Genomic DNA, 18,435 nt, shown 5'->3' with positions numbered 1-18,435 from the left:
ACAAAACAAATCATATAATTATGTACGGAGCAATTAAAGAATTTTTGCAAAACGAAATCGACACCATTAAAGAAAATGGTTTGTATAAAAAAGAACGCATTATCACATCGCCGCAAGGAGCCGAAATTAGTATCAACACCGGCGAAACGGTTTTGAATTTTTGTGCAAACAATTATTTGGGGTTATCATCACACCCAGAAGTGGTGCAAGCCGCAAAAGATGCATTAGACAGTCATGGTTTTGGGATGTCGTCTGTTCGGTTTATCTGCGGCACACAAGACATTCACAAACAATTAGAAAAAGAAATCGCCGATTTTTACGGAACAGAAGACACCATTTTATACGCAGCTGCTTTTGATGCCAATGGCGGAGTTTTTGAACCGTTGTTAGGAGCCGAAGACTGTATTATTTCTGATAGTTTAAACCACGCCTCGATTATTGATGGCGTTCGTTTGTGCAAAGCAGGTCGCTACCGTTACGAAAATAATAATATGGAAGATTTGGAAAAACAATTGCAACAAGCAGTTGCCGATGGCCGCCGTTTTAAATTAATTGTGACCGATGGCGTTTTTTCAATGGATGGATTAGTAGCTCCGTTAGATAAAATTTGCGACTTAGCAGATAAGTACGATGCGATGGTAATGGTTGATGAATGCCACGCAGCCGGCTTTATTGGTGCAACTGGTAAAGGAACTTTAGAAGCGAAAAGCGTAATGGGTCGTGTAGATATTATTACTGGAACTTTAGGAAAAGCTTTAGGAGGTGCAATGGGCGGATACACCACAGCCAAAAAAGAAATTATTGATATTTTGCGTCAACGTTCTCGTCCGTATTTGTTTTCAAACTCTTTAGCGCCGTCAATTGTAGGAGCATCTTTAAAAGTTTTTGAATTATTAAAGAAAGACACCAAATTGAGAGATCAATTAGAATGGAACACCAATTATTTTAAAAAGGGAATGAAAGCAGCAGGTTTTGATATTATTGATGGCGATTCTGCAATCGTGCCAGTGATGTTATACGATGCCAAATTATCCCAAGTAATGGCTGATAAATTGTTACAAAAAGGCATCTATGTAATTGGCTTTTTCTTTCCTGTGGTTCCAAAAGATAAAGCGCGTATTCGTGTGCAATTATCTGCTGCCCATACCCAAGAACATTTAGACAAAGCCATAGAAGCATTTACCCAAGTAGGCAAAGAATTAGGTGTTATCTAAAAAAATCTTATAAAAATGTTAAAGGTTTCAAGAAATTATTTTGTATATTCGTTGAAACAATTTATTTTTGTCAAAATTACGTAAAGTAGAAAATTGAATAGTTATGAAACAATTAAAAGTATTTGCAGCTGCTTTGCTATTAGCTGGTACAGCTACGCAAGCACAGAATGCTGATCAACCATGGGCAATTACCGTGGGGGTTAATGCTTTGGACGGTGGACGTTCAAGTGTTGCAACAGACTTTCCTGATCGTTTTGGTCAATATTTCCAAACAGATAACTGGAGTATTTTACCATCTGCCTCTGTTTTAAACGTATCTCGTTATTTAGGTGCCAATGTATCATTTGGTATTACAGGGTCTGTAAACAAAATGAAAAAAATGGTAATGGCCGATGGTTTTGACAACTTGCAAAGACAAGGTTCAAGAGTTATTGGCGGCGATTTTAATGGTCAAAGACGCGTAGATGGAACAGATTTAATGTACTATGGTGTTGATGGTCAATTCCGTTACAGCATTGGTGGATTAATCGGTTCTAAATGGTTTGATCCTTCAATTCATGTTGGTGGTGGATATGCATTCTTAGGAAAAGCATCTTCAGGAAACGTGAACGGAGGTTTAGGTTTAACATTTTGGTTCTCTGAGAACATTGGTTTAAACTTATCATCTACCTACAAACATCAGTTTGAAGATGGACAAGATGATTTATTCAACTTTGAAAGAGGCCAAGATATTTCTGTACCAACCCATTTACAACACACAGCTGGTGTAACGTTCCGTTTCGGTGGAAAAGATACAGATAATGATGGTATCTTAGATAAATATGATGAGTGTCCGGAAGTTGCTGGTTTAAAACAATTCAATGGTTGTCCTGATTCAGACGGTGACGGTGTGGTTGATCATTTAGACCAATGTCCAGATGTATTTGGTTTAGCTGAATTCAACGGATGTCCTGATACAGACGGTGATGGTATCCCTGATAACCAAGATGCTTGTATTGATGTACCAGGTTTAGCTGAATTCAACGGATGTCCTGATACAGATGGTGACGGAATTACAGACGCACAAGACGAATGTCCAGAAGAAGCAGGTCCAAAAGCAAACAACGGTTGTCCTTGGCCAGATTCAGACGGTGACGGCGTTTTTGATAAAGACGATGAGTGTCCTGAAGTTGCTGGTCCAGCATCAAACAAAGGATGTCCTGAAGTAAAAGAAGAGCATATCAAACAATTAAATGATTACGGAAAAACAATCTTGTTCAACACAGGTAAATCAACTTTCCAAGAAAAATCATACGAAGTGTTAGATAATATGGCTAGAGTTATGAATCAGTTCCCGAATGCGAAATTTGCAATCGAAGGTCACACAGACAGCACAGGAACAGATAAGATTAACGACCCATTATCAAATGATCGTGCAAACGCAGTAAGAGAGTACTTAATTTCTAAAGGAATTTCTGCAAGCCGTTTATCTTCTCAAGGTTTTGGTTCAAAACGTCCTATAGACGATAACAGTACAGCAGCCGGTCGTGCAAACAACCGTCGTACAGAAATTAAATTAGTAAAATAATTTACTTTTAAATAATACCTTAAAACGTCTCGATTTGTCGGGACGTTTTTTTATTTTTATCAAATGGAAGCACATTGTTTTTTAGATAAATTGGCACAAGAAATTGTGCGTACCCATCAGGTTGATTTTTCATCAGTAGTTATTGTTTTGCCCAATAAAAGAGCGCGTTTGTTTTTATTAGAAAGTTTTAAAAAAGCAGCAAATCAAACTTTTTTTGCACCTGAAATTATCAGTATTGAAGATTTAATAGATACTCTTTCAAAGATAAATGTTTTAAACAGCGTAGAACTTTTATTAGAATTTTATGAGGTTTATAAAGAAATAACCGTCACAGAAGCGCAGCAAGATTTTGAACAATTCAGCAATTGGGCTAAAATGCTGTTGCAAGATTTTAATGAAATAGACCGTTATTTGCTCAAGCCATCGCATGTTTTTGATTACTTAAAAGAAATCGATATCATAAACCATTGGTCGGTTAAAACCGAAGATCATACTTTGTTAATTAATCGGTATTTAACTTTTTGGAACCAACTGCCTGCTTATTATAAAGCACTTCAAAAGCATCTTTTAGAAATTAACTGCGGCTATCAAGGAATGGCCTATCGATTGGCGGTGCAAAACATCGATGCATTTATTCAGCAAAACAGTTCGAAAATGTTCTACTTTGCCGGTTTTAACGCATTGAATCAAGCAGAAGAGCAAATTATTCAAAAGTTACTGAAAAATGCAATGGGCAAGGTTTTTTGGGATACCGATACCCATTTTTTAAACTATTTTGACCACGGAGCCGGATATTTTGCACGCCGTATCAAACAAAATTGGTCTTATTACAAATCGCATCCTTATGAATGGATCGTTAATGAATTTGGTCAACATAAAAACATCGAAATCATCAGCACACCCAAATCGGTTGGTCAGGCAAAAATCACAGGGCAACTTGTAGAAGAATTGCAAAAAAAGAATCCAAATCTGCAAAATACGGCTGTGGTTCTTTCGGAAGAAAATTTATTAATTCCGGTTTTATACGCTTTGCCTGAAACAGTTAGCTCGCTAAATGTAACGATGGGTTACGACAGCAAATCGAACCCTGTGCAGTTGTTTTTTGGCAAGTTTTTTAAAATGCACACAAACGCATTAAACCGCGGTAAAAACAAGGCTGTTTTTTACCATAAAGAGGTGTTAGATGTGTTGTCGCATCCATTAGTAGCGCATATTGCAGCTACTAAACCAATGGTTGATGAAATCAACAAACGAAATTTATCTTTTTTTGAATTTAAAAAGTTGGATGCTTCAAGCACCGCAACCGACTTGTTGCAGCTAATTGCGATGCCTTGGACAGATACTGTGCCCGAAATTTTGGAACGTATAGAACAACTGGTTTTTAAAATTCGGTTGCATTTGCGAGAAGCCAAAGACGATGTTTCATTGGTCTTTTTATATGCTTTTCATCAAGTAATCAACCAAATAAAAAACTATCAGTTAAAATATCAAGTAATAACAAACGCACAACAATTAGTAACAATTTACAAACAAATTGCCGATTTGGCTGAGGTTTCTTTTGAAGGTGAACCCTTAGAAGGTTTGCAAATTATGGGTGTTTTGGAAAGTAGGGTGTTAGATTTTGAAAATGTAATCATCACATCGGTCAACGAAGGTAAATTTCCAGCAGGTAAATCAATAAACTCGTTTATTCCGCACGATGTAAAGGTAGAATTGGGATTGCCAACCTTTAAAGAAAAAGACGCGATTTATACCTACCATTTTTATCATTTATTATTGCGGGCAAAAAACATTTATTTGTTGTATAATTCTGATGCAGAGGGATTAGATGCTGGCGAAAAAAGTCGATTCATCACCCAATTAACTTTAGATCCGCATCCTAAACATTCGGTGAAAATACACAACTATTTTGCTAAAGCACCTGAAACTGTTTCCGACCCACTTTTTATTGAAAAATCACCTTTATTGCAAGAGCGATTGAAAGAAATTGCTTGTGGAAAAGGTTTTTCTCCATCGGCACTTGGCAATTATCTGCGCAATCCGATGCAATTTTATATGCAACGGGTGTTGGGTATAAAAGAAGTGGACGAAGTAGAAGAAAACATAGCTCTTAATACTTTAGGAACCATTATTCATGGTGCTTTAGAGAATTTATACCTTCCATTTGTGGGTAAAAAGCTATCAATAGCTATGATTGATGGAATGCTGCAAGATTACGAAGAGGAAATCGCCAAGCAGTTTGAAATCAATTATTCCGACAATGCAGATAAACACGGAAAAAATCTTTTGGCCTTTGAAGTAGCAAAGCGCAATGTGTATCATTTTTTAATGCTTGAAAAATCGATGTTAGAAAAAGGTGATGATGTTGCAATCATTGGGTTGGAGCAAAACTTAGAAACTGTTTTAACGCATCAAAAATTACCCTATACGATTAAATTATCTGGAATTGCCGATCGAATTGAAATTCGAAACAATGTGCTGCGTATTATTGATTACAAAACCGGGAAAGTAGAGCAAAATCAAGTGCAAATAACAGAAATCAATGGAATTGCCAGCGATGTGAAATTTGAAAAAGCCATTCAATTGTTATTATACGGATTGATGTATTTTGATAAAACCAATTTGCCGATACAAGCTGGTATTTACTCCTTTAAAAATAGAAAATCGGGTTATTTACTTTTTGGTTTGAAAGAAGATAAAACAGTTAACGAGTATATTACGCAAGAGTTACTGACCGATTTTACAGATGAATTGGTGGAATTGTTAAGCGAGATTTTAAACCCAAATGTGGTATTTGAAGCAACGGAAAACTAACCGTTTTTCTTTAAAAAAGCGGATAAAATATCGAGCACCTTATGGAATTGTTCAATGGTTGAAACATGTCCGCCAGGCACGATTTCAAGTGAAACATCTGCGTTTTCAACTTGTTCCTTTATATCGTTTATTGGAATAATGGTGTCGTTTTCGCTGGCAATCATCAATTTGGGATAAGGACCAAAATGCAATAAAGCTTCGCGGTCCATTCGGGTTTTCATTCCTTCTAAAGCAGCAATAATGCCTTGTACGGGAGTTTGTAAGGCTTGGGTTGTAAAAAAAGCTATTTCCTTTTTTAATTTTTTATGTGCTTTATCATCAAATAAATTGCGTGTGGCCATTTGTATAAACGCATCGCTGTTTTTTTTTACCACCTCAATGGCGCGCCCCCGATTAATTTTTCGCTCTTCTGAATCTGCCTGTGCCGATGCGTTTAATAAAACCAATGAGCGTACATTATCAGGATACAATTCAGCAAAAGCCAAAGCAACATATCCGCCCATAGAATGCCCCACAATAGAGATTTTTCGCAGGCGAAGGTGCGAAATCAAAGCAAAAAGCATGTCGGCTTGGTCTTCCATCGTATGAATGTAACCATAACATTTGCTTTTACCGTGTCCTAATAAATCAACAGTAATCACACGGTAGCGTTTTGCTAATTCCTTAGCTGTTTTTTGCCACATACTGGCATTTTCCAAAAAACCATGAACCAATACCACTGCATTGCCTTTGCCGGTATCAGTATAATGAATAGCGGTATTTTTGTAATTGAACATCGGAAAATTTTCAGCAAAAATAAGAAACTAAGCCAGAAAACTAAAATTTTATCGTTTGGAAACAAAATTGTACTTTTGCCCGAAATATATAGAACTTATGAAAACAAAACTCTTCTATGTACTTTTTTGTACATTCTTCACGCTTTTTGCACATGCACAGCAATCAATTAAAAACGACACCGTTTACAGAGAAATTCCAGTTTATAGAGATGTAGATGTAATGGCGAAATACCGTGGTGGCTATCAAGTATTATTAAAGCAAATTGAAGATGGTACCCGAAAATGCAAGCGTGGTTCAATGAAAGGAAAAGATGCTACGCTTCTTATAGATGTGTTGGTTACAGATAAAGGAAAAGTTGCAAAAGTTGATTTTGTGAAGGCAGATGTAAGCATATGCAACGACGCAATTAAACAAATTGTGGAACAATCAAACCAATGGATACCTGCAAAAATCGGTAACAAACCAGTGAATTCGTACCTGCAACTAAATATTAATTTAAACAACGGACACGACAGCAGCGGTAAAACAGTAGTGCAACGATTGCAATAGAAATTAAATAAAAAAACACGCATACTGTTTTTTTATTTAAAATATTGTTCTAATTTAGTAGAACTAATTCTAAAAATATAGAATATGAAGTTAACAGCAGCCGAAGAACAACTCATGCAATACATTTGGAAGCGCGGAGATGTGGTTCTTAAAGATTTAATTGATAGTTACAACGATCCAAAGCCTGCAAAAACAACAGTGGCAACTACTGTAAAAAAATTAATTGATAAGGGTTTTGTGGGATACAACGAAATTGGTAATACTCGTTTATACTATGCAATTGTAAAGAAGGAAAACTATTTTTCAAAACAAATGAAAAATATGATTAAACAGTTTTTTGATAATTCTACCTCGCAGTTTGCTTCTTTCTTTGCAAAAGATGCTTCGTTAACAAAAGAAGAATTACAAAAACTTCGCGATTTGATAGATGATGAACTTAAAAATAAGTAGTTATGGTTTTGTATATTTTTAAATCAACATTTTTATTGTTTATTTTTTGGTTGATTTACAAAGGAAGCCTTGAAAACAAAAAATCATTAGTGTTTATAAGGTATTATTTGCTTATTGCTGTTTTTACAGCATTGCTGATTCCCTTGTTTCAATTTACGTTTTTCGTAACAGAAAATCCAGTAGTAAAAACGAAAGAATTTGTCTATGAAAGCATTTCAGAATTGCCAGTTGAAATAACGCAGCATTCTGCAGCAGATTTATCTGTTATTTCTCTAATTTATCTGTTGGTTTGTAGTGTTTTTTTAATGAAGTTTGTTTTCAATTTATTAAAAATCAATAAATTGAATAAAAGCGGAATAGCGGTTAAAACCATTTATGGTAAAGTGATTACGAATCCAAAAGTAACTTCACCTTTCTCGTTTTTTAATTGTATTTATGTAAATGCAAATGAATGGAATGAAAACAAAATAAACCAATCCATTTTAGTGCATGAACAAGCTCATATCACACAGAAACACACTATTGATATTTTATTGATAGAGTTGATAAAAGTTTTTTTTTGGTTTCAGCCATTTGTCTATCAGTATAAGAAACTTATCCAAGAAAATCATGAATTTTTAGCAGATGAAGCTACTTTAAAGCAAACAAACAACCTGAAGCAATATCAAGAATTAATCTTAAACTATTATAGCAAAAACGAACCAATTGTAGCGTTGAGCAGCGCTATACATTTCAAAAATTTAAAAAAACGATTTATTATGATGAAAAGCAAAACAAAAGCAAAAATTTGGGTACCGGTATTTTACTCCTTTATTATTTTACTAACCTACATTGGGTTTGTGGGAATGGAGGCGCAAGCAACTGAATTAAAAAAAATGGAAGATACGCTAACCAATGTAATTGAAAACGCAGTTCAAAAACCAACTTTAAAAGAAACCAAAGCAACACCAAATGGTTCGAATCAGTCTGTTGATCAAGAAATAATCATTTTGAAATATATCAAGGGTAAAGAAAATTCAGGATATTTTTACAATCCGAAAGACAAATTGGTGTATTACTACGTGATTAGTCCAGAACAACAAGTTACTATTTACAACCGTTATGGGGTTCTGCAAGAAAATAAAAATTTTACCTTTCGATTAGAAGAAATTAAAGCCGAGGAGCAAACCGATAACCGGAATAATGAATTGAATTCGGCTACTAACGCAGCTAATCAAGATGGTGAACAACTGCACACTTTTGTAGATAAAAAAGCACAACCTAAAGAAGGTCTTAGGTCTTTCTTTGATAATTTTATTACATCTTTTAATTCTGAAACGATTCACTCAAACGATACATTAATTTCAACCAGATTAAAATTTATTGTAGAAAAAGATGGTAGTTTTTCCAATATTTTAGCAGTTGGTGGCGGTAATGAAGAAGCGTCTAACGAAGCCATTCGGGTTTTAAAAACAATGCCTAAATGGCAGCCTGCAGAACATGAAGGAAAAGTGGTGCGATCTACATTTACCATGCCTATAAAAATCAAGATAAAACAACCGTTAAATGAAGTTGAAAACTAAATGAAGATAGCCATTTTGTTTTTTGTAGTATTTCTTGTTTCCTGCAAAATCAATCAGAAAAAAAATGGAGTAGAAGTTGGCAGGTGGAAATATGTTTCGGGCACAAAAACCGAGAGAAATATAATTAAAGGTAGATATGATAAGTACGGACGAGAAAAAGGTGTTTGGAAATATTACAATAACGAAACCCTTTTTAGGTCAGAAAAATATTTTTATCCCTATTCTGTAGATGTTTTATACCACAAAAACGGAAAAATGAGTGAAATAGGCAAAAGCTTTACAACTAAAAATTCATGGACAAAAGTAGGTACGTGGTTTTTGTTTAATGAAAGCGAACAACTTATTGATTCAATAACCTTCGAAACACAAACACCTCAGATGCACTGAGGTGTTTTTTTATCCATGAACGGTTTCTTTTGTACCGTAATTTTGAATCAATTGTCCTTCAAATTCCAGCCATTCTTTCCAACGCTTGTCCACATTGGTTCGTTCGGTATATTTTTTAGCAAACTTTATAAAAGTGGTATAGTGTCCCGCCTCAGAAATCATTAAATCTCTATAAAATTTAGCCAACTCTTCATCTTTAATATTTTCAGAAAGCACGCGGAAACGCTCACAACTTCTGGCTTCAATCATTGCAGCAAACAACAAACGGTCTATAAAAGCATCGTTTCTAGAACCGTCTTTCTTCATGAATTTATACAATTGGTTTACATAATCGTCTTTTCGTTCACGGCCCAGCGTATAACCACGTTGTTTAATAATGTCATGCACCATTTTAAAATGTTCCATTTCTTCAATCGCAATTTCGGTCATTGCCGTCACCAAATCTTCGTGTTCTGAGTTGTATGTTATAATTGTAATGGCATTTGTAGCCGCTTTTTGTTCGCACCACGCATGATCGGTTAAGATTTCTTCTATATTACCTTCAGCAATATTTGCCCAACGCGGATCGGTCAATAACTTAAGTCCTAACATTTGGTAGATTTTTTTTGCAAATTTACAAATTAATTAAACAGTTAGCATCTTTTAAAGATAACTTCGATATTTGCCTTATGAACAATCGTATTTTAATCATAGGTTTGGTGTGGCCTGAACCCACTTCATCTGCAGCCGGCTGGCGTATGTTGCAATTAATTGATGAGTTAAAGAAAATAGCAACCGATATTCATTTTGCTTGTGCGGCTGCTAAATCGGTAGCCTCGCATCCTCTGGCAAATGAGCAAGTAGTGGAGCATTCGATTGTTTTAAACGATTCCATGTTCAACGATTTTGTGCGGGAATTGCAACCTACCATAGTGGTTTATGACCGATTTTTAATCGAAGAACAATTTGGTTGGCGTGTGAAGCAAGAATTGCCCCATGCATTAACGGTTTTAGACACCGAAGATTTGCATTTTGTACGCAGAGCCCGAACGGTTGCTTATAAAAACAATACTGAAATAGATTATGATACGGCAGATTGCCACCGCGAATTGGCGGCTATTCATCGATGTGATGTGTCGCTTATTATTTCTCCATTTGAATACGATTTATTGGTTCATCAATTTCAGATTCCTAAAGTACAATTGCTGTATCTGCCTTTTATAGAGACGCATTTGTCTGAAGCTTATTTTCGATCATTGCCCACATTTGACCAACGCAAAAATATAGTGTTTATAGGTAATTTTATCCACGAACCCAATTATGAAACGGTACTTCAACTAAAAAAGATGTGGCCGCTTATTCGCAAGCGTTTAAAAAATGTAGAACTACATATATACGGTGCTTATCCTTCACAAAAAATCAACCAACTACAAAATACATCCGAAGGGTTTATCATAAAAGGGACAGCAGAAAATGTGAACACAACTATGCAAAATTATAGGGTTTTAGCAGCACCCATTCCTTTTGGCGCAGGTTTAAAAGGCAAGTTTATCGATGGTTTTAAAAACAATTTGCCCAATGTTACCACTTCAATAGGAAGTGAAGGCATTGCCACTGCAAATTGGGCAGGGTTTGTAGTCGATCAACCAGAAGATTTTGTGAATGCCGTTTGTGAATTGTACAATAATGAACGCATTTGGAACGAATCGGTTTTAAATGGATATCAAATCATAAATCAGTATTTTTCAGATAAAATTTGGAACGGAGTTTTGGCAACAACCCTTTTATCAATCCAAAAACAAATTTCCATCCACAGAAAAAAGCTGCCTATCCAAAAAATGTTGTGGCACCATAGTTTGCAGTCTATCAAGTACATGAGCTTATGGATTGAAACAAAAAACAAACTCCATAACAATCGTTAAAGTTTGTTGCATAGCAAGTTGGTTTTATTTAATAGCCGTATCTTTATTAAAAGAAAATTTTAATTGTTATGGAAAATCCTTTAGTAACCCAAGTGAAACAGTACATTTCGCCAACTTTTATATCAAGTTTGGCAATTAGTACCAACGAGATCGAAACAGCTATGCACAATGCTTTTGATGTAGCCATTCCTGCATTACTTCTAAAAATGCACTACAAAGGCGATGCGTATTTAAGAGCAATGTTTACCGAAGTGCAGCAAATTTTTAACAATGCAGCAAATGATTACAGCTTTAAATTTGATAAATCAGAAACCATTCTACAAGACTTTTTAGGAACAGATAAACACGATTTTGCGGATAAAATTTCCAGTTTTTCTAATATTTCCGATGAATCTGCTCATGCAGTTTTGAAAACTGCCTTTGTGGGAATTATTGATTATTTTCAAAATTTGGATGCCCAATTTGAACTAAGTAGTATTCAAACGGTGATTACAAATAATTTAAGTTCGCTGAAAGCAATGATTCCGGCCGGTTTGGGAATGTTAGAAACAGTAAACACTACGGTAAATGAACCAACACCTATTCATGCCGAAACACGTGAACACGCCGATAGTACCATTCATAATGTGGTAAACAACAACGAAGAAAATCAGTTTAAAACAAAAGAATCTGCTTATGAAGAACCTAAAAAAGGCGGTGCAGCAAACTTGTTTAAATACGCATTAATCCCTTTGTTTGTTGGTGTTGTGGTAATCTTTTTTCTTTACCGTGGATGCAATCGCGAACGAACCATTGAAGAAGCAGTGATGCACAACGACAGCTTGGAAAATCATAGTGAGAACTAAACATACCATTGATTTTTGCATGATTATTTAATATTTTATTGCAAGGGATAAAAAAATGCTAAAAAAGATAGTATATTTGCGATGTTTTAGTGATTATCAAAAAATTAAATATTATGAATAACGGTCAAGACAAAAGCGGAAATGCATTCAAATACAGTTTAATACCTTTAATGTTAGGTGTGGTGCTTATTTTCTTTTTATACAGAAGCTGTGGAAATTCTGTTTTTGAAGCAAAACCTTCAAAAGAAACACCAGCTGTTATTGTAGAAGACGAATTGTCGCCAGAACAACCTTTGGTTAAAAAAGATACAGCAAGTGTACCCGCTGAAGCAGTTGCACCCGTGACAAATGATACGGTACAAACAGCTGAATAATTAAAGATTACTTGATAAAAAAAGTCCACTTCATACATTGAAGTGGACTTTTTTTTGGGGTTATTTAGACATTTCTGTGAAATATTTATAAAACAATGGAATGGTTTCAATACCTTTTAAGTAATTGAAAATCCCGTAGTGCTCATTTGGTGAGTGTATTGCATCAGAATCTAAACCAAATCCCATCATAATGGTTTTCGATTGTAATTCTTTTTCAAATAAAGCCACAATAGGAATAGATCCGCCCGAACGAACAGGAATCGGAGTTACACCAAAGGTGTCGGTATATGCTTTCGATGCTGCTTGATAACCAATAGAATCAATAGGTGTAACATAACCTTGACCGCCGTGATGAGGTTTTACGACCACTTTAACCGATGCCGGAGCAATGCTTTCAAAGTGTTTTTTGAACAGCTCAGTAATTTCTTCCCAATCTTGGTTAGGAACCAAACGCATAGAAATCTTTGCAAATGCTTTAGAAGGAATCACTGTTTTTGCACCTTCGCCGGTATATCCACCCCAAATTCCGTTAACATCTAACGTAGGACGTATTGAATTTCGTTCGTTGGTAGTGTAACCAGCTTCGCCGTGAATATCGTGGATATCCAATGCTTTTTTATAATCATCTAACGAAAAAGGACGTTTGCCCATTTCATCGCGTTCTTCTCTTGATAACTCTTCGACCTTGTCATAAAAACCTGGAATGGTAATGTGATTGTTCTCATCGTGCAACGAAGCAATCATTTTAGATAAGATATTAATTGGATTGGCAACAGCACCGCCATACAAGCCCGAATGCAAATCGCGATTTGGACCTGTAACTTCAACTTCCACATAGCTTAAACCACGTAAACCAGTTGTGATAGACGGTTGTGTGTTCGAAATCATTCCGGTGTCGGAAATTAAAATCACATCATTTTTTAATTTTTGTTGATTTTTTGCAACAAACCAAGCCAAAGATTCAGATCCTACTTCCTCTTCGCCTTCAATCATAAACTTCACGTTGCAAGGCAGCGTATCTGTTTGCATCATTAACTCCAAAGCTTTCACGTGCATAAACATCTGACCTTTATCGTCACAAGCTCCACGCGCAAAAATGGCTCCGTCTGGGTGTAGTTCTGTTTTTTTGATAACCGGTTCAAAAGGTGGTGAATCCCATAATTCAATAGGGTCAGCAGGTTGCACATCATAATGACCATAAACCAAAACAGTAGGTAAATTTTCATCGATGATTTTTTCGCCATAAACAATAGGGTAACCAGGCGTTTCGCAGATTTCTACTTTGTCGCAACCGGCTTTTTCTAAAAATTCTTTTACTTTATCGGCAGTGTTTAAAACATCTTGTGAGTAGGCACTATCAGCACTAACTGAAGGTATTTTTAATAAGTCAATAAGCTCATTTATAAAACGTTCCTTGTTTTGCTGAACATAATTTTTAATAAGTTCCATTATATGAATTAAATGATTTGTATTGTTTACAACAAATATAACGATAAAAATTTAATGATTTTTTGTTGCAGAATAAAAAAGCATTTGTATATTTGCACCGTCTTACAAGAACGAATAGTTCTTACCAAACCGCGGGTGTGGTGAAATTGGTAGACACGCCAGACTTAGGATCTGGTGCTGCAAGGTGTGTAGGTTCGAGTCCTATCACCCGCACAAAAACCCTTGACTTTCAATAGTTAAGGGTTTTTTATTTGCGTTCTTCCGAACATTTGCAGAACATTTTAAAAAAAGTGTATTTTAAATAACTTTAAAAGTATCAAATCTGTTCAAAGTTTTAAATTTTATATTTATTGTGTTGTAGTACGTTTGTACTACTACTGATATAGTGAAATATGACGTTTTCCTTTAAAAGTGTCTTTCTTTTTTTTATTATTCCTTACTGATACTATGCAGTAAGTTGATTTAAAAGAAAATAAAAGTATAATTTGTGATTGTTGTTGTGACCATATCATTATATAGGATTGTTCGCGTACATACCGAAAATGCAAAATATAGGGGTATAGGGGTGTAATGATAGTCGGATCAAAAAAAGATTTTACTTTTTTGTAGTTATCTTATTCTTCTTTGATGGTTATTGTTACTATATTTTAATTTATACTACCCGTAGTGCATTATATAAAAAGTTGCTCAATATACAAAAAAGTAGTATATTGTATTGACTGACAATCAAATACAATCATGAGCAACTTAGAAGCAAGTTACAAATTAATTTTGAAGGAATTGCGGAAAATTTCGGAAAAAGAGAATTTATATTTTAAACCAATAAAGCCTAAACTATCTGATATTGAATTAATTAATTTAATAATCTTGTCAGAATTTAAATCGATTGATTCTGAACATCAGCTATTTAGAGAAATTAAGGGTTTTGAAATTGAATCTAAAATTGAGCGAAGTGTTTACAACAGAAGAAAAAGAAAATTATTTCCATTTATCGAAGAAATCAGAATGAAAATGGTAAAAAAATTTAATGAGTTTGAAAACTATTTTGTGGTCGATAGTATGCCCTTGGAAGTGTGTAAAATAGCACGTTCTTCCAGAAGTAAAATATGTAAGGAGGTCGATTATGCCATTCCCAACAAGGGATTTTGTGCTTCACAAAATTTACATTTTTATGGCTATAAATTACACGCTGTTTGCTCAATTTCTGGTGTTTTTCAAAGTTTTGATTTATCTCCTGCCTCTGTCCACGATATTCATTATTTGCAGGATATAAGAAAGCAAATGTCTGATTGTGTTTTACTTGGAGATAAAGGTTATCTTTCACAAACCATTCAACTTGATTTATTTAACCAGGTCAATATCCAATTAGAAACTCCGAAAAGAAAAAATCAAAAAGGTTATAAACCTCAATTTTATCATTTCAAAAAATATAGAAAAAGAATTGAAACTCTGTTCTCACAATTGTGTGACCAATTTATGATTAGAAGAAATTACGCAAAGACCTTTGAAGGATTTAAAACAAGAATTCTGGCTAAAATTACAACACTGACAACTATTCAATATTTGAATAAATTTGTGTTTAATAGAAATATTAACAACCTAAAAATTAATCTCGTTTAATAATGCACCAAGGGTTTATACTATTAATTTATTTCATTTTCTAACGGAGCAAATTGATTATTTTTGATTTAATTTGATGGAACTTATAATTTAAAATACTATGAACACTAAAAAAGTTACAACTTTTACCATCATTCTGTTATTTGGTATTACCGTTTTTAATTTATTTCAAATTAACGAACTGAATAAAAATTTGGAAGAACTATTAAAAAAAAGTACTACTCAAGAAAAGAGCATTAAAATTCTTAAGAATGATTTTGAAGATTTTAAGAAAGAAACTGAAGAATATAAAAATTTGAAAACGAACCAAATAAATGATATTAAGTTTCAAACGGAATTAAATAGAAGTGAACAAGAATTACAAAATGATATTATACAAAATCAGATAAATGATATTGAGAATATACAATAACAAACCTACTAACTAAAATAAGTTAATAGGTTTGGATTATTTTTAAAAACTGTATTTTGAAATTAAACCATCCAGATATTTATTGATAGATTCCTGCCGATAGTATTTTTCTCTATTCGCCATTTGCGTAGAACTTATTTGGTTTAAATTTACTTCTGTGTTGTTAAAGTTTTGTGAAATAACATTCGCTATTTCATTGATAAAAGATACTGTTGTATTCTCTATTTCAGAAACTAAATAATATTTTTGATTTTCAAATGTTTTACTGGGCAAACTATTAAATTTGGCTCGTATCTTGTTTTCTAAAATATCCTTTACCTTTTGATTTGCTAAATCAGACACATAATCTTTCAAGTTTCTTTCATTTACGTAACTCATAGTTCATAATATTAAATTCCCAACGTGTTTAAAATGTTTAGTTGAGATGGTTTATAAATTCTCTCTTGTTTTATTTTTTGGTTGTTAGCGGTGTTCCGGATATTATGCGCAATTTCTTTTATTTGCGTTTCTATATCGGTATTAAACCATTTTACAGATAGGTATTTATTTTTAACCTCATCAAATACTTTTCTGTTATGGGTGTAATAATATTTTAACCCTGTATGCGAAAGTAAAAAACTACCCTCTTTTTGCATTGAAATATCTAAACCAGTAATAATACAGTTTTGTTTAGGTAGAGGGGTGCAGTTTCCAATTATATTAATAGTGGAATATGCACCCTTTTGCCTTTTTTCTATAGGTGTGGAAAACGCACCCTTTTGCTCTAAATTTTTTAGTTTTTCAATTATGATATTTTTTAGTTCTGTATGGATATTATAACCTGTTTTGTTTACCAATTTTAAATACCTTTCTTTTGTTTTGCTGAATCGGTTTCGATTTATAATTTTACCTAATTTGTTTCGGCGTATTTGTTTTACCTTAAACCAGTTATTAGGATTAAGGTATTTGTTTAATAGATTGTTTTCCTTTGTTGTAAGGGTTTTATATTCCTGACTATTTCCTAATATTAAAACCTCGTTAAATTCCTTTATAAGTTCGTTTGATAATGTTTTGTATGTTTCAGGTTTTAATAAGTCTGCAATTGTTTCAATTCCTAACGGTTTGATATACTTTGTTTGTTTACTCTTAACCTCAAAACGAAACGTATTTATATCGCAATAATCGGGGAATTGTAACCCTTTATTATATGCCTTTATAATCTTGTACTTATTTGCCGTTCCGTTTTTGGTTTCAGAATAACTTTTTTTGCTATATGCTAAATTATCATCTTCTCTAAATTTATTCTTTCCATGATACTCGATAAACGTTATCAATTCTTTGCAGTCTATCGGACTAATTACATTAATGCCGTACTCGATATTAATTATTTTTAATTCGTTAGTATTTTCGGTTAAACACAACTCCTTTATTAACCGATAAATAACCATGATACAGTTAGCTGCACTAAAATCATTTGCATTGTGCAGATTATCGTTAAAATAATAATGTGGTCTAAAAAGTATCTCTAATTTGTTTTCGTAAAAACAGAATAAAACACCGTTGTAGATTTTTGTTTCTTTAGATAAAACCGTTTCAAAGTCAAAGTGTGATAATCTTTCTTGTTTGTTGTGCCATATCAACAAAGGGTTTGCATTGATTTTATTAATCAATGTTTTATTGGTTATTAATATTTTTAAAAAATCTATCATTTTTTATTTATCTTTGGCATATATTCTTACACGCCAGTATTGAATATTGAAAACTGAACAAATAAGAGGTACGTTTTGCTGTACCTCTTTTTTTATGCGTTATAATTACGTTTTAATATATCTTGTAGTATTTTTGGTGTGTTGGGATAAAACGCCCTATAAACGTCTATTTTTAACGCCTTGTCGTTGTCTAAATATTCAAATATTAAAAGATTACGTTTGCCGTTTACTTTTCTATCTCCGTAAAATACATTACGGTTCTTTGTTGGGCGTAAACCCGTAACCATTTCGCACGTTTGCCAGTTGGTTGAGGTGCGTAAACGTAAATAAGTTTCTATTCCTTTGGCGTTTGATTTACCACGATATACCTCTATGCGTAACGTTTCGGTTAAAAGTTGAATGTTAGACGATTTTATAAAGTTGTGAGTAAATACGCTGTATGATTTTACTTCGTGGGTTAAATAAAAAATATGCGTATAAAAATCGGGAGTTCTTACGTTGCCAGTACTCATAACTAATCGTTTAAAGGTGTTAAACAATTATCTATATCGGCACGTAAAAAATACACCCTTGCACCAATTCCGTACGGTTTTAGTTTACCCGATTTGCACCAGTTGTGAACGGTTGATAAATCTACTTTAAAAAGTTCTGCAACCTCCTGGCGTGTTAGGTAGTCGTTTGGTTGTTGCGGTTTGAAGTGTTTTAAAAAGTCCTCTAACTGACTTTTAACACCCTTGTTAATCTGCTCTTGCAGTTGTTCGGGTGTAGTTTGGATAAATTGTATTTGTTCCATTGTCGAAATAATTTTATAATTAATTATCTCAAC

General features: G+C 33.8%; 19 protein-coding genes and 1 tRNA gene. 13 read left to right on the top strand and 7 right to left on the bottom strand.

All coding sequences use genetic code 11. From position 1 onward, the window contains the following. Nucleotides 1-20 precede the first annotated feature (20 nt). The 3 genes from kbl to MG290_RS07790 all read left to right on the top strand — a co-directional run bounded on the left by kbl (nt 21) and on the right by MG290_RS07790 (nt 5,595). Complete coding sequence (gene kbl / locus MG290_RS07800; RefSeq protein ID WP_264560787.1) at nt 21-1,214, top strand: glycine C-acetyltransferase; 1,194 nt, start codon at nt 21-23, stop codon at nt 1,212-1,214. Nucleotides 1,215-1,317: 103 nt separating this feature from the next. Next, a complete protein-coding gene (locus MG290_RS07795; RefSeq protein ID WP_264560786.1) occupies nt 1,318-2,781 on the top strand; it encodes an OmpA family protein in 1,464 nt (487 codons plus the stop codon). 63 nt (nt 2,782-2,844) lie between these two features. Next, nucleotides 2,845-5,595, top strand: coding sequence for a PD-(D/E)XK nuclease family protein (locus tag MG290_RS07790; RefSeq protein WP_264560785.1), 2,751 nt, complete (start codon nt 2,845-2,847; stop codon nt 5,593-5,595). Here the strand turns inward: MG290_RS07790 and MG290_RS07785 are convergent. After that, on the bottom strand, nt 5,592-6,371 hold the full coding sequence (locus tag MG290_RS07785; protein WP_264560784.1) for an alpha/beta fold hydrolase: 780 nt from the start codon (nt 6,369-6,371) through the stop codon (nt 5,592-5,594). The two genes, MG290_RS07790 and MG290_RS07785, sit on opposite strands and share 4 nt — an antisense overlap. A 97-nt stretch (nt 6,372-6,468) precedes the next feature. Between MG290_RS07785 and MG290_RS07780 the strand changes: the two genes are divergently transcribed. From MG290_RS07780 to MG290_RS07765, 4 genes are all read left to right on the top strand, one after another. Continuing rightward, nucleotides 6,469-6,921, top strand: a complete 453-nt coding sequence (locus MG290_RS07780; protein ID WP_264560783.1) for an energy transducer TonB — start codon at nt 6,469-6,471, stop codon at nt 6,919-6,921. Between the two features lie 84 nt (nt 6,922-7,005). Beyond that, on the top strand, nt 7,006-7,371 hold the full coding sequence (locus MG290_RS07775) for a BlaI/MecI/CopY family transcriptional regulator (RefSeq protein ID WP_257499789.1): 366 nt from the start codon (nt 7,006-7,008) through the stop codon (nt 7,369-7,371). A gap of 2 nt (nt 7,372-7,373) precedes the next feature. Continuing rightward, on the top strand, nt 7,374-8,933 hold the full coding sequence (locus MG290_RS07770) for a M56 family metallopeptidase (RefSeq protein ID WP_264560782.1): 1,560 nt from the start codon (nt 7,374-7,376) through the stop codon (nt 8,931-8,933). Next, on the top strand, nt 8,934-9,320 hold the full coding sequence (locus MG290_RS07765; RefSeq protein ID WP_264560781.1) for a hypothetical protein: 387 nt from the start codon (nt 8,934-8,936) through the stop codon (nt 9,318-9,320). A 9-nt stretch (nt 9,321-9,329) separates the two neighbouring features. On the opposite strand, the gene MG290_RS07760 is transcribed toward MG290_RS07765, so the two are convergent. Further along, entirely contained in the window at nt 9,330-9,911 is a 582-nt protein-coding gene (locus tag MG290_RS07760; RefSeq protein ID WP_257499786.1) for a tRNA-(ms[2]io[6]A)-hydroxylase, read from the bottom strand. Nucleotides 9,912-9,988: 77 nt separating this feature from the next. Between MG290_RS07760 and MG290_RS07755 the strand changes: the two genes are divergently transcribed. From MG290_RS07755 to MG290_RS07745, 3 genes are all read left to right on the top strand, one after another. After that, nucleotides 9,989-11,221 carry a glycosyltransferase gene (locus tag MG290_RS07755; RefSeq protein WP_264560780.1) on the top strand — a complete coding sequence of 411 codons (1,233 nt, stop codon included), beginning with the start codon at nt 9,989-9,991 and terminating at the stop codon, nt 11,219-11,221. A gap of 68 nt (nt 11,222-11,289) precedes the next feature. Then, a complete protein-coding gene (locus MG290_RS07750; protein ID WP_264560779.1) occupies nt 11,290-12,066 on the top strand; it encodes a hypothetical protein in 777 nt (258 codons plus the stop codon). 113 nt (nt 12,067-12,179) lie between these two features. Continuing rightward, on the top strand, nt 12,180-12,440 hold the full coding sequence (locus tag MG290_RS07745) for a hypothetical protein (RefSeq protein ID WP_264560778.1): 261 nt from the start codon (nt 12,180-12,182) through the stop codon (nt 12,438-12,440). A gap of 60 nt (nt 12,441-12,500) precedes the next feature. On the opposite strand, the gene MG290_RS07740 is transcribed toward MG290_RS07745, so the two are convergent. Further along, entirely contained in the window at nt 12,501-13,889 is a 1,389-nt protein-coding gene (locus MG290_RS07740; RefSeq protein ID WP_264560777.1) for a dipeptidase, read from the bottom strand. A gap of 131 nt (nt 13,890-14,020) precedes the next feature. On the opposite strand from MG290_RS07740, the gene MG290_RS07735 reads away from it, so the two are divergent. The 3 genes from MG290_RS07735 to MG290_RS07725 all read left to right on the top strand — a co-directional run bounded on the left by MG290_RS07735 (nt 14,021) and on the right by MG290_RS07725 (nt 15,921). Beyond that, nucleotides 14,021-14,102, top strand: a tRNA-Leu gene (locus tag MG290_RS07735). 525 nt (nt 14,103-14,627) lie between these two features. Beyond that, complete coding sequence (locus tag MG290_RS07730) at nt 14,628-15,509, top strand: IS982 family transposase (RefSeq protein WP_264560776.1); 882 nt, start codon at nt 14,628-14,630, stop codon at nt 15,507-15,509. 100 nt (nt 15,510-15,609) lie between these two features. Further along, complete coding sequence (locus MG290_RS07725) at nt 15,610-15,921, top strand: hypothetical protein (RefSeq protein WP_264560775.1); 312 nt, start codon at nt 15,610-15,612, stop codon at nt 15,919-15,921. Nucleotides 15,922-15,963: 42 nt separating this feature from the next. Here MG290_RS07725 and MG290_RS07720 read toward each other — a convergent pair whose 3' ends face one another. The 4 genes from MG290_RS07720 to MG290_RS07705 all read right to left on the bottom strand — a co-directional run bounded on the left by MG290_RS07720 (nt 15,964) and on the right by MG290_RS07705 (nt 18,402). Further along, complete coding sequence (locus MG290_RS07720; protein ID WP_264560774.1) at nt 15,964-16,299, bottom strand: hypothetical protein; 336 nt, start codon at nt 16,297-16,299, stop codon at nt 15,964-15,966. Between the two features lie 11 nt (nt 16,300-16,310). Further along, the gene (locus MG290_RS07715) at nt 16,311-17,609 is read right to left on the bottom strand and encodes a hypothetical protein (RefSeq protein ID WP_264560773.1); all 1,299 of its coding nucleotides are present in this window, start codon (nt 17,607-17,609) and stop codon (nt 16,311-16,313) included. Between the two features lie 92 nt (nt 17,610-17,701). Continuing rightward, entirely contained in the window at nt 17,702-18,121 is a 420-nt protein-coding gene (locus tag MG290_RS07710) for a hypothetical protein (RefSeq protein WP_264560772.1), read from the bottom strand. A gap of 2 nt (nt 18,122-18,123) precedes the next feature. Beyond that, entirely contained in the window at nt 18,124-18,402 is a 279-nt protein-coding gene (locus tag MG290_RS07705) for a helix-turn-helix domain-containing protein (protein WP_264560771.1), read from the bottom strand. Nucleotides 18,403-18,435 lie beyond the last annotated feature (33 nt).

It is taken from the genome of Flavobacterium sp. CBA20B-1, from assembly GCF_028473145.1.
Lineage (GTDB): Bacteria > Bacteroidota > Bacteroidia > Flavobacteriales > Flavobacteriaceae > Flavobacterium.
Note: the sequence above shows the minus strand (reverse complement) of the source record. Positions and strands in the feature narration are given on the sequence as shown.